Origin of the sequence: Sporosarcina sp. GW1-11, assembly GCF_033088395.1 — a bacterium.
Classification (GTDB): domain Bacteria; phylum Bacillota; class Bacilli; order Bacillales_A; family Planococcaceae; genus Sporosarcina.
This window is the reverse complement of record NZ_JAPMIW010000017.1, coordinates 24351-37335: the sequence shown is the minus strand read 5'-3', so window position 1 is coordinate 37335 and position 12985 is coordinate 24351. Positions and strand designations below refer to the sequence as shown.

The 12985-nt window shown below is 41.7% G+C and carries 10 protein-coding genes; all 10 read left to right on the top strand.

What is annotated here, in order from left to right:
• The coding region (locus tag ORD22_RS11160; RefSeq protein WP_317646068.1) for a YhgE/Pip family protein at positions 1-969 on the top strand (969 nt) is incomplete at its 5' end.
• A gap of 770 nt (positions 970-1739) precedes the next feature.
• Positions 1740-2423 carry a nuclease-related domain-containing protein gene (locus tag ORD22_RS11155; protein WP_317646067.1) on the top strand — a complete coding sequence of 228 codons (684 nt, stop codon included), beginning with the start codon at positions 1740-1742 and terminating at the stop codon, positions 2421-2423.
• 864 nt (positions 2424-3287) lie between these two features.
• Entirely contained in the window at positions 3288-4268 is a 981-nt protein-coding gene (locus ORD22_RS11150) for a LacI family DNA-binding transcriptional regulator (protein ID WP_317646066.1), read from the top strand.
• Positions 4265-5143 (top strand): ribokinase, encoded by an 879-nt coding sequence (gene rbsK / locus ORD22_RS11145; protein ID WP_317646065.1) that lies wholly within the window; start codon positions 4265-4267, stop codon positions 5141-5143. The genes ORD22_RS11150 and rbsK overlap by 4 nt, the downstream gene beginning before the upstream one ends.
• Complete coding sequence (rbsD, locus tag ORD22_RS11140; protein ID WP_317646064.1) at positions 5140-5529, top strand: D-ribose pyranase; 390 nt, start codon at positions 5140-5142, stop codon at positions 5527-5529. Before rbsK ends, rbsD begins: the two co-directional genes overlap by 4 nt.
• Positions 5530-5545: 16 nt before the next feature.
• Entirely contained in the window at positions 5546-7042 is a 1497-nt protein-coding gene (locus tag ORD22_RS11135) for a sugar ABC transporter ATP-binding protein (protein WP_317646063.1), read from the top strand.
• A complete protein-coding gene (gene rbsC / locus ORD22_RS11130) occupies positions 7029-7970 on the top strand; it encodes a ribose ABC transporter permease (RefSeq protein WP_317646062.1) in 942 nt (313 codons plus the stop codon). Before ORD22_RS11135 ends, rbsC begins: the two co-directional genes overlap by 14 nt.
• Positions 7971-7983: 13 nt before the next feature.
• Positions 7984-8916 carry a ribose ABC transporter substrate-binding protein RbsB gene (rbsB, locus tag ORD22_RS11125; protein ID WP_317646061.1) on the top strand — a complete coding sequence of 311 codons (933 nt, stop codon included), beginning with the start codon at positions 7984-7986 and terminating at the stop codon, positions 8914-8916.
• Positions 8917-9028: 112 nt separating this feature from the next.
• A complete protein-coding gene (locus ORD22_RS11120) occupies positions 9029-10696 on the top strand; it encodes an N-acetylglucosaminidase (RefSeq protein ID WP_317646085.1) in 1668 nt (555 codons plus the stop codon).
• Positions 10697-10953: 257 nt separating this feature from the next.
• A complete protein-coding gene (locus ORD22_RS11115; protein ID WP_317646060.1) occupies positions 10954-12960 on the top strand; it encodes a hypothetical protein in 2007 nt (668 codons plus the stop codon).
• The last annotated feature ends 25 nt before the right edge of the window (positions 12961-12985 follow it).

Sequence of the window (12985 nt, the reverse complement as noted above, 5' to 3'; positions counted from 1 at the left end):
TTCGTTACTAGCGATCTTTCTAGGAAATATAAATCTGTCATGCGGGATGCGACGAATGCACTTTATGACGTGTCCGACGTTCTTGATGAAGTGAACGGCCGTATTCCACGCCTACGCGATGCGCTTCGTAAGGCAGAAGCTGGTGTGGCTATAGGCAGAGAAGATCTTGCGAAGGCCGATAAACACTTCCCTGAAGCACGGGAAATGATTGAGACAATGGCAGAGAAAATTCGGGGGTTAGAAAAAGACGGTGACTTAGACAAGTTGCTCGAAGTTCTCGCAACCGATCCTGTTGGCGTCAGCAAGTTTTTGGCGGATCCTGTTGTGTTGGATGAACATCAGCTATATCCGATTCCGAACTACGGCTCTGCAATGAGTCCATTCTATACGACACTGTCATTATGGGTAGGCGCGTTGCTTATGGTGTCCACGTTGAAGGTAGATATTCGAGAGAAATCACGATTCAAAACGTACCAAACATATCTAGGCCGGTTGATCATCTTTGCCGGGATTGGGGCGATTCAATCACTCATCGTCACGTTAGGTGAACTATTCATCATGAATACGTATGTCGTAAACAAGCTACCTTATGTCTTGTTTGGTATTTTAGTGAGTGTAGTGTTCGTTACGATTGTTTACACGCTAGTATCCGTATTCGGTAACACAGGTAAAGTCATGGCGATTATTTTAATGGTTATGCAACTTGGAGCGTCAGGTGGTACATTCCCCATTCAAATGGCACCCGAATTCTTCCAAAAGATTTCAGCATTCATGCCATTTACCCATGCGATCACCTTATTGCGTGAAGCAATTGGCGGTATTCTCTGGGAAGTAGCATGGAAGCAGATTTTGTATTTAGGCATGTACTTTGTTCTTGCTTTAGTTGTCGGTATCGGTTTGAAGAAAACCTTCAATAAATCGAGTGATAAGTTTATGGAGAAGGCGAAAGAGAGTAATATTGTGATTTGATGAAACACTGCATTAAAAGTTAGCTTGCTGACTTTTGGTGCAGTGTTTTTGGTTTATTCAGAGAGGAGTTGTGGATCGTGTAAGATTGCGGGGCCACGTTAAGTGTGATCGCGCCAAACTTTGGAGGGACCGCGCGAAAGTCATGTAGGATCGCGCCAAACTTTGATGGGACCGCGCGAAAGTTATGTATTCCCGCGCCATACTTTGATGGGACCGCGCGAAAGTTATGTATTCCCGCGCCAAACCTTGGCGGGACCGCGCGAAAGTCATGTAGGATCGCGCCAAACTTTGATGGGACCGCGCGAAAGTCATGTAGATCGCGCCAAACTTTGATGGGACCGCGCGAAAGTCATGTAGGATCGCGCCAAACTTTGGCGGGACCGCGCGAAAGTCATGTAGGATCGCGCCAAACTTTGATGGGACCGCGCGAAAGTTATGTATTCCCGCGCCATACCAGGCCAGATCACGCTATACCAATGTCTAACCTCGTTAATCAAAAATATAATGGTATCAATGAGTGATGTGAAAGGTATATTTATTCACCAAACAAGATTTAAAAAAGTAATATCTAGTTCTAAATAATCAATTTTATGAAAAATTAAGAAAGTTTACCTTATTTCCTCCAAACAAATTCAATTTTACCCCGAAATATGCCTCGAAAGTAAAAAATACTGCCAAAATTGACACTAAAAATCAAAAACGATCGTGACATTCACAAGTAGTTGCTAACTTGCTATACTATTGAAAATAAGGGAAGGAGGTATAATAGTTTGATTTATAAACAAAGGGGGATTCCGAAGGTTCTTATTGGACAGCAAGCGCTGCTTAGGAGATTGAGTCCTGATCATGCGAAATTTAAAAAGTTGCAAAAAGACTATTACAATAGCCAAGCTGGATATAGTGGGGAAAAGGATTTTGACTATCAGATGCGAGAGTTCAAACCAGATTATCCATATGCTATCCTGCACGATGTATATCTTCAGCAAGATCAAGTTTATTTTCAAATCGACTCTCTTCTAATTACGCCCAGTTGCATTGTGGTCTTTGAAGTCAAAAATATGGCGGGCAAACTTCTAATTACTCAACATCCGACACAGTTCATAAAAGAGGAACCGAATGGTGACCGCACTGTCTTGAAAAGTCCGATCGAAGAATTGGAACGGAAAAAGTATTTCCTAACACGTTGGTTGCGTAAAAACGGGGTAGAGATACCGCTTGTTGATTTTGTGGTACTCGCTTATCAAAATGAACTAATCATTGAAAATCTTGCGACTGATAAAGTAGCATTTTCCTATGAAATGCCTAACAGACTGCGAAAATTAGAAATGAATCAGGATTGGTTGTCGAGCAGGGAAATTAGACAACTAGCAAGTCAAATAAATACGTTTCATTGTAATTATAATCCATTCCCACTCAATAAAAAGTATGATGTTTTGCCGAATGATATCCGTTAGGGTGTCTACTGCACTGCTTGTCAACAATCACAAATGTCTTGGGTATCAAAAACGTGGAGATGTGCCAAGTGTGATCACCGTGATTTACATGCTCATTATTCTGCTCTTCACGATTGGTACTGTATCAATGGTCCGCTCATCACAAACAAGCAACTTCGTCAATTTCTCCACATTAATTGCCGCCATACGGCACGTCGCCTACTAACTACTCCGAACACCCGTGTAACTGGGAATGGTCGTGGAGCAGTCCACTATATTTCACCAAAAGTCTTAACCTCAAATGAACTTTCTAGCATCTAAATCCAGTAACGCTATCAACACTAATTTATAGAACTATCATCTAGTTTGTTTAAAGTCAAACGAGATTTTGATTTTTGTATCTTACAAGAGATACTAGCAAATCGCGCTGGAAACCTGGTTGATCGTACGAAAGGGATGCCGAACCGTCCGAATCGATTAGGTCCCGCGCGCCAAAGCGTGACCCTACCGCGCCATTCGAGCAAATCCCCGCGCCAAAGCCGGACCCTACCGCGCCAATCGAACGAACCCCCGCGCCAAAGCCAGTCCAAACCGCGCCAATCGAACGAATCCCCGCGCCAAAGCCAGTCCGGACCGCGCCATTCGAACGAACCCCCGCGCCAAAGCCAGTCCAAACCGCGCCATTCGAACGAACCCCCGCGCCAAAGCGTGACCCTACCGCGCCATTCGAGCAAATCCCCGCGCCAACCCAATAAAACACTACAGTTCTATTATCAGATAAAACACTATCTTCTATATAATTCCCGCTCTATTGACACCCAAAATAAGCGTCTGTTATCATTATGTGTAACCGGTACCACATAATACAGAATGAAGGTGAAATGGATGGCTACTATACGAGATGTTGCTCAAAAGGCAGGAGTTTCAGCAGCGACTGTTTCACGTTATTTGAATAACAAAGGCTATATTAGCGAAGATGCGAAGCGGGTTATTGCTGCGGCGATTGAAGAACTGGATTATCGACCGAGTATGATTGCGCGTTCGCTTAATACGAAGCAGACGACATTTATCGGCTTGATTGTACCAGATATTGTCAATCCGTTTTTCCCCGAGCTGGCACGTGCGATAGAAGACGTGGCTCTTGCTTATGGATATACAATCGTCCTATGTAATTCGGATGAAAAAATTGAAAAAGAAGTACATTATTTAACGACGTTACAGCAAAAATATGCAGCTGGATTTATTGTCGTTACAAGTAATGAAGAGGCGGATCATTATACAACACTAGATATCCCTATTGTTGCGGTTGACCGAAGAATACATACGTCCATACCTTTCGTAGCTACGGATAATCGTGAAGGGGCTAGGATTGGTGTGGAACATTTATTGGCGAGTGGTTGCCAGAATATTTTATGCATGAGAGGACCTGCTAAAGTTGGTCCGGCAAATGATCGTTTTTTAGGATTCATGGACGCTGTCGAGGGTAAAGGAATAGAAATGCATGTCGTGGAATGTCCTTTCCAATTCGAAGCTTCTGAATTGGCTGCTCGAGATCAATTGCAACAACATCCAATTGATGGCATTTTTGCGAGCAGTGATGTTTCAGCGGCAGGTGCAATGAAAGCTGCTTATTCGCTTGGAATCAAAGTTCCAGATCAGCTTCAAATCGTTGGCTATGACGGAACGATGCTTTCAAGTCAGCTAACTCCAAGTTTAACGACAGTGGCGCAAGATGTATATAAAATCGGGACACTGGCCGCAAGAATGCTCATCAAATTAATAGAAGGCCAAGATGTAACAGAGCGAGAAATTCAGATTCCAGCCGAATTGATTATTCGAGAAACGACAAGGAGTGAGGCGCAATGATAACGGTCATTGGCAGTGCGAATATGGATTTAGTTGTAGGTACAGAAAATTTCCCAAACCAAGGGGAAACAGTGATCGGAACTATTTTTGATACAGTACCTGGTGGAAAAGGAGCGAACCAAGCGATAGCAGCAGCACGGCTTGGGGGAGAAGTTCATATGGCTTGCTGTGTCGGTAATGATTTGTTCGGCACAAGTATAGTGGATAATCTTCAACAGAACAACATCGATACGACAAGCGTGTTGCGAGTTAATGAAGCTTCAGGAATTGCCAATATTTTATTATCAGAAGGCGATAATCGTATCATCGTTGTTCCTGGTGCGAACTCTTTATTGATGCCTTCTCATATCGATGCGATGGAAGAGGTAATTAAGAAAAGTAAATTGGTGATGCTACAACTAGAGATTCCGATTCCTACCGTGATCTATGCGCTAGCGAAATGCCAAGCAATCGGTGTGCCAGTGTTATTGAATCCGGCACCTGCTCGTGGATTTGAACTTGATATGATGCCTTCGATTACCTATTTAACGCCGAATGAAACTGAATGTGAACAAATTTTTGGCATGGATATGATAGACGCGCTAGAAAAATACCCGAACCGATTAATTATTACACTAGGCAGTGACGGTGCTCGTTATTTCGATGGAGAACGGCATATTATCGTAGAAGGCTTCAAGACAAACGTTGTAGATACGACTGGAGCAGGCGACACCTTTAACGGCGCGCTCGCTCACGGTATGGTAACAGGAATGGATCTTGAACAAGCTGTCCGTTTCGCAAATGCCGCGGCTTCACTTTCTGTAGAAAAGTTTGGTGCACAAGGTGGCATGCCAACCTTTGAAGAAGTAGAAAGTCGTTTGGAGGGAAGGTTATGAAGAAGCACGGGATGATCAATCGGGAAATTGCTTCGGTGCTTGCACGAATGGGGCATACCGATCAATTGACGATTGCTGATTGTGGTTTGCCAATACCTGAAGGCGTGCCCTGTATTGATCTTTCTTATATGTTAGGAAAACCAAGCTTCACTGAAGTTTTATTTGAACTATTGAAGGACTTCGAAGCGGAGAAATTATATATTGCGAGCGCAGTAAAGACGGAAAATCCGACAGTTTATCACGACATGAAACAGTTAGAATGTCCGATTGAGGAAGTCACACATGAACAGCTAAAAGAAATGACGAAGCGATCCAAAGTCATTATTCGTACAGGAGAAGCGACGCCATATGCCAATGTAATCTTGCAATCGGGCGTCATATTCTGAAAGTGGGTGAGCAGAGATGATTGCGATGAGTGGGATTTCAAAAAGTTTTAATGGCAATAAAGTACTCGAAGACGTCAATTTTGAAGTAGCGAAAGGTGAAATCCATGCACTGATGGGTGAGAATGGTGCAGGGAAATCTACACTAATGAAAATTTTGACGGGTATTTATACGCGTGATGCTGGTGAAGTATGGGTTAAAGGTGAAAAAGTTGAGTTCAAAAATGCTAAGGAAGCAGAAGCTGCTGGCATTGCGGTAATACACCAAGAGTTGAATATTTTACCGGATTTGACGATTGCCGAGAACTTTTATTTAGGTAGTGAAATGACTTTTGGTAAGAGCGGTATTTTGAAAACGAAGGAAATGAATCGTAAAGCAGAAGAAGTTCTTGCGAAACTAGGATTGCAGATCGATGCCCGTACGGTCGCTCGTGAATTATCTGTCGGGAAGCAACAAATCATCGAAATCGCGAAAGCTGTTTCATCTAATGCAGAACTGATTATTATGGATGAGCCGACAGCTGCGTTGACGGATCGGGAAATCGAAACGCTGTTTGAAACAGTCCGTTCGTTGCAAGCGCAAGGTGTGTCATTTGTTTATATTTCTCACCGAATGGAAGAGATTTTCTCGATGTGTGATCGCATTACGATTTTACGTGATGGACAATACGTAGGTGTGAAACGAATAAAAGAGACGACATTCGAAGAAATTGTACAGATGATGGTCGGTCGTGAGTTAGGGGAACGTTTTCCTAAACGAACGCATGCGATTGGCGACGTAAAGTTGAAAGTAGAAGGCTTGGGACGCGATGAGTTTTTTGAAAATGTATCGTTCGAAGTGCGAAAAGGTGAAATTCTCGGTGTTGCGGGATTGATGGGTGCGGGTAGAACGGAAGTTATCCAATCTATTTTCGGCTTCAAGAAACCTACGGCAGGCGAGATTTTCATTGATGGTGAGAAAGTCGTTATTGCGAATCCGCTACAAGCTAAAAAGCTTGGCATTGGTTATGTAACGGAAGACCGCAAATCGGAAGGACTTATTTTGGATTTCTCTGTACAAGATAATATGAGTTTAACGAATTTTGACCGGATTTCAAAGGCAGGGATTATTCAGCGTATGAAGGAAACTTCGCTTTATGATACGATGTCGAAACGTCTAAGTGTGCGTACATCTGGGCCTGAACAAAGCGTGAAATCACTTAGTGGTGGGAATCAGCAAAAAGTGGTCATCGCAAAATGGCTAGGAATCGAACCGGATATTTTATTTTTGGATGAACCGACGCGAGGTGTCGATGTAGGCGCGAAGAAAGAGATTTACAGTATTATTAACGAACTCGCTGAACGAGGCGTGGCGATTGTGATGATTTCATCCGAATTGCCCGAAATTATCGGAATGGCGGATCGTGTACTCGTTATGCATGAAGGCCATTTGATGGCGGATTTACCGAAAGAAGAAATGACACAGGAACGTATTATGCATTTTGCTACAGGGGGTGACAAAGTTGTCCAAAACTAATATGAAATCTTCATTACAAAAACTAGGTCCCGTTATTGGGCTGCTCTTAATTGTCGTTATTATTTCTATTATGAGTCCAAGTTTTTTAACGCTTAACAATTTATTTAACGTGTTGCGACAAGTGTCTATTAACGCATTAATTGCGTTTGGAATGACGTTTGTTATTTTAACTGGTGGAATTGATTTATCGGTTGGGTCCATATTAGCATTAACAGGTGCAGTGACAGCTGGCATGATGTCAGGTGGCATGGATCCCATATTGGCGATGCTGCTCGGTGTGCTACTCGGTGTTTTACTAGGTGCGATCAATGGTTTGATCATCGCCAAAGGGAAAGTTGCTCCATTTATCGCGACACTCGCAACGATGACGATTTTCCGCGGTTTGACATTAGTGTATACAGAAGGTCGTCCGATTTCTGGACTTGGAGACTCGATGACATTCAAAATGCTCGGTAAAGGATATATTTTCGGTATCCCAGTTCCGGTCATTACGATGGCAATCGCGTTCGCTGTATTGTATTTCATCTTGAAGAAAACGACGTTCGGCCGCCGTGTGTATGCGGTAGGTGGCAACGAAGAGGCATCACGTCTATCGGGAATTAATGTGGATCGAATTAAGATCTATGTCTATTCACTCGCGGGTGGATTGACTGCGATTGCCGCATTGATTTTGACATCACGCTTGAATTCAGCACAGCCAACTGCAGGGAATATGTTTGAATTAGATGCAATTGCTGCAGTCGTACTTGGTGGGACAAGCTTGACGGGTGGTCGAGGTTGGATTGTCGGTACATTGATTGGTGCGTTAATTATTGGCGTGCTGAATAATGGGTTGAATTTGATTGGTGTATCCTCATTCTTCCAACAAGTAGTAAAGGGTACAGTTATATTGATTGCAGTGCTCTTGGATCGTAAAAAAACAGCTTAAGGAGATGAAATGTATGAAAAAATTAAAATGGGCTTTTCTCATGGCAGTGGTTTTAATGTTGGCTGCTTGTTCGCTGGATCAACCAGGTTCTAGTACCTCTGATGATGAAGGGGATGCAAGTAAAGACGGAGATAAAACGTATAAAGTAGGTCTTTCAGTTTCGACATTAAACAATCCGTTCTTCGTGACGTTGAGTGAAGGTGTGAAAGAGCAAGCGAAAGAATCTGGCGCGAAAGTTATCGTTGTCGATGCACAAGATGATGCGTCGAAACAGGCAAGTGACGTTGAAGATTTAATTCAACAAGGGGTAGATTTATTAATCATTAACCCGACAGATTCACAGGCGGTCGTATCAGCTGTAGAATCTGCGAACAGTTCGAACGTTCCAGTCGTTACAGTGGATCGTAGCGCAGAAGGTGGAGAAGTTGTTTCTCATATTGCTTCTGATAATAAAGCTGGCGGTGTGTTAGCTGGTGAATATATGTTGGAGCTACTTGGTGACGATACTGCACAAGTGGCGGAACTTGAAGGAGTTGCGGGGTCTTCGGCAGCACGTGACCGTGGAGCTGGTTTTAATGAAGCGGTAGAAGGTAAAGTAAACATCGTTGCGAAACAAACAGCGAACTTTAACCGTGCAGAAGGTCTTACAGTTATGGAAAACATTTTGCAAGCAAACCCGAACATTCAAGCGGTGTTTGCCCATAATGATGAAATGGCGTTAGGTGCGTTAGAAGCGATTCAGTCAGCTGGAAAAGATATCATTGTCATCGGATTTGACGCAACAGAAGATGCAGTTGCTTCTGTTAAAGACGGAAAGTTAGCAGCGACGATTGCACAAAAGCCTGAAGAAATCGGTAAGAAGGCAATGGAAGCAGCGATTGCTAAGTTGAAAGGCGATGACGTGGAAGCGGCTATTCCGGTTGGATTGGAATTGATTAAAGAGTAATCTTCATATGCAACACTCCCTAGCCGAATAAATTAGGCTAGGGATTTTTTTGTGGAAGCTTATCAAGTCTAGTATAATTAGTTTTAAAGGGAGGTTACTAGTCTTGAAATTTATGAAGTATTTACTGTTCACCGGAGTAGCAGTTTTAGTAAGTTTAATCTTCACGTCATTTTCAGCTGAAGCAACAACTGTCACATGGCCACATTCACCTAATGAAGAGCCCAATAAGTCATGGAAAGTTTCGTTCAATAAACCAGTGGATCGCGCGACAGTCAATTCTAATACGGTGTATATTACAGATTCAACTGATGTGAAGCAGCCAAATGTCTTAACGTTCTCCAATGGAGATCAGTCAATACATATCGCGCCTCCAATTGAAGGGTATCGCCATGCGGAAACATATACGTTACATATTACAGAATCCGTGCGCAATATGGATGGGAAAGCGTTGAAACAGAGCGTTAGTAAAACATTTACGATTAAAGAGCAACCGACATACGATGTAGTGAATGTGCAGCAGGACGGCACAACTACACTCATTGCTAAGTACAATACTTTTGAAGAAGCTTCACGTCGTATGCAACCGAATCAAGCGGTGTTATTTCAAGGAAAAATTATTCACATGCCGGCTGGATTAGTTGCCACGAAGTCTTTCGGTTCAAGTTCGTTAACGATTCTTCATTCGGACAAGCTACTTAAAAAAGAAGTAACGTATGTGCCTGCGGATACGGAACTAGTGTATGTAGATTCTACGGATACTTATGTAGAAATAGAATTGGCGGGTGTGAATTATTTTATCAAGCAAGAAAATAGTCGCTTATTGCCTAGTCAAACGATAAAAGATCGTTCGTACTATTATGTTAGAAATGGTTCACTGTTTCACTCGATTTATGGGCATACGGCTGCTACGTACGGAACTTATGAGATGGGAGTAGCCCCAACGTTCATGCAAGAAGGACTTAAATACTTTAGTACAGATGGCAGCCATTTTTCAAATGAGGCAGGACAAGCTGTAGGAACGGCCTATCAGTATTTTCAGTACTTGCCGTTACGCAGTGAAACGCGTTACACAGCAGCTGAGTTAGATGCTTATATACTAAAAAGACTGCAAGAATTGGAGAAAGCAAACCCCAATTCGCCAACTTATCGCAATGCAACGACTAAAAGTAAGTTGTTAGGTCTAGGTACTGAACTCAAGCGTATTGAAGCAACTAGTCATGTGAATGCCATGCATATATTGGCGCTGGCACAGCATGAAAGTGGTTATGGTTTGAGCGACTATGCACAGAAATACAATAATTTATTTGGTTTATATGTAAGAGATGATAAGCCGAAAATCGTACACTTTGAAACGGTCGGTCAAAATATCGAAGAGTTATTGAATGCTTTTCTAAACAAAAACTACTTGCCACCGAATGCGAGATATGCAAATGGAACGAATTTCGGCAATAAAGCAGTAGGTGTCAATGTGAAATATGCATCTGATCCATATTGGGGTTCGAAAATTGCGGGTCATATGTATCGAATGGATCGTATGATGGGCGGTAAAGAACTTGCGAATCAAGTGAAAATTGGTGTAACAAATACAGTGAATTTGAAAGCACGCCGTGACCCTAACACGAGCCGTCCGTGGGTATATTATTATCCTCACGCCGGAATGCCTTTAATTATTTTAGATGATCAACTCGCAGAAAATCCATGGATGAAAGTTCGTTCAGATTCTGTGCCATATGAAGAGTTGTATGTGCATGGGGATTTTGTGGACAAGCTAGAATGGTAGAAATTTTAATGCGCCCGACAGTCTCTGCACTTTAGAGGCTGTTTTTTTATTTGGAAATTGAGATGGACGGCACAATCCGATGTCTGTTACGTTTCTTTTTTGGTTTGTAAACAAATTGCATAAAGGATCGGTTTTGTTATCTCAACAAATTGTCAATAATGCCGATAAAATGGGAAGGAGTCGTATTTTATTAAGTGTGTAGGAGGGCTTTTACAGAGGTATACGAAACGAAAAATAGAGCGGGGGAGAATGAGTAGATGAAACAATTAATGAAAATTGTGTTTGCGTTTGCGTTGATGATCAGTGCGCTTGGTGTTGGTCTGAAAGCGGATGCAGCACCAGGGACACCTGAAGTTGTTGAGAAGAAGCCTTATGAGTATGAGTTTAAAGAAACATCGGCCTTGTTTAATGGATTCACTGGCGCGAAAAATATGGTGATTACGTTTGATAAGAATATTAATACAATTACAGAAAATGATGTTCGTGTTGAAAGAATTGTAGATGGTAACCAGGTTTTAGTGCCTATTGTGAAAAGTGTTACTCAGTCGGGAAAAGTGCTAACGATAACATTTAAGAATTTGGAGTTCATAGATTACGGTGTTCAAGAAGACTTTAAATTAGTCATACCAAGAGGGAAAATGTACTTTGATCAATTGACTGATTATGAATTTCCGTTCAAATTCTACGATCTTTTACCAGGATTTGAGTCTGTGTTTGTCAATAGCAATAATGCTTCGCTTATTAATGAAAAAATCTTCAAGCATAACGAGCCACGTAATGTCAAGATTCAAGTACCACCAATCTATATTACAAAAATTGAGACGATTCATCGTTATAAAAGTGTCGTTGATCCAGTTAAAAATGCACCAAGCTTATCTAATATAGACGTCATTTCCGATGAACGGGCAACACGTTTAAAAGTAAAATTAGGAACAGGTTCACAATATGAAAGAGACTTAGATCGTTCGACGGCGGGAGTTAGCGGTTTTTCTATGGGACAGGCTGGGATTACCGATCTACAGTGTGTTGAAAATGATCCGAAGACAGATACTTGTAAAGAATATCTTCAGAGCGATGATTTTCAATTAACTGCTTATAGTAAAGATGGTCGAAAGCTAGAAACTAAAGACTTCAAAATGAGAGTGAATGATCGAGAAAAGGATTTTAAAATCAGTGATTATGTAACAGCGGATCTTAAATTTTTTGGGAAAGAGATTTCACTATACGACATCATGGAATCACCTGAGTTGTTGGATAAGATCGTAAAAGAAGTGGATGTTAGATCCTTAAATGATTTAGCAGTTGTCTATTCAGTCGGGCAAACCATTACTGTTGATAATTTTGAACAATTCGAACTAGCTTTGGCAAATGAAAAATTATCAAAAATTCAATTGTCTGGTGAAATTGAATTGCCGACATCTCCATTCATCATTGATCGTAAAGTGATCATTACAGGTGGAGGAATTAAAGGTGATCTTCAATTAGGTAGTGGGACAGATCAATTCATTCGTCTGGAAAATACCAAAATAGATGGAACGTTGACTGTTGATGTAGGAAGTAAAGGAACTGTTGTGTTAGATACTGTAGATGTTACAAGCGCGACAGTGACAGGTCCAGCTACAAGCATTGTTAGTGGAGGATCTAATTCTGTTCATTTGAATAACTTTAAATCTACAGGTGGAATAGACATTTCTAACAAGACTCCACTTCGTATTGTCACAACGACTAACAAAACTAATCCAGTGCCGGATCCATTATCATTTATCTACAATGCAGAAGCACCGGTTCAGTTGGAAGTAGTTAGTGGGAAAGTAATTTTGAGTTTAGCGGAAGGCAACGAGTTGGCAGCAAGTAATCTGTTTACAGTGTTGACTAATGTAGAAGATGATGTAACGGCTACAGAGGATTTGACGAATAGCACTTTCTTTATTCTTAATGAACAAATGGTGGAAGAAGATGAAACGACTACTGCCACACAAGTAAAAGTTGTAGCAGGAAACCTTCCACTCACTGCCGGTGGAATGGAATTTAATGAGACGACGATTAATACTCGTATAAGTGAAGAGGAACCAGCTAAAGGGAAATTAACGGGCTGGAAAGTAATGCTTCCCCCAGCAGGTTGGACGGTAGAGAAAGATGAATTGTCTGGAAAGTTTATTATTAGTGGTCCAACGGTATCGGATGTGGGTAGCATTATGCTAGAAGCAAAAGATGACAAAGGTAATCCATATACGATGGAACTAAAAGTAGAAATAATCGACTAAGAGTACTAGACACTAAGTAAAACGA

Coding starts and splice junctions, on each gene's coding strand:
- rbsD (WP_317646064.1), top strand. CDS start 5,140: ATGAAGAAGCACGGGATGATCAATCGGGAAATTGCTTCGGTGCTTGCA.
- ORD22_RS11120 (WP_317646085.1), top strand. CDS start 9,029: ATGAAGTATTTACTGTTCACCGGAGTAGCAGTTTTAGTAAGTTTAATC.
- ORD22_RS11135 (WP_317646063.1), top strand. CDS start 5,546: ATGATTGCGATGAGTGGGATTTCAAAAAGTTTTAATGGCAATAAAGTA.
- ORD22_RS11115 (WP_317646060.1), top strand. CDS start 10,954: ATGAAACAATTAATGAAAATTGTGTTTGCGTTTGCGTTGATGATCAGT.
- ORD22_RS11150 (WP_317646066.1), top strand. CDS start 3,288: ATGGCTACTATACGAGATGTTGCTCAAAAGGCAGGAGTTTCAGCAGCG.
- rbsB (WP_317646061.1), top strand. CDS start 7,984: ATGAAAAAATTAAAATGGGCTTTTCTCATGGCAGTGGTTTTAATGTTG.
- rbsK (WP_317646065.1), top strand. CDS start 4,265: ATGATAACGGTCATTGGCAGTGCGAATATGGATTTAGTTGTAGGTACA.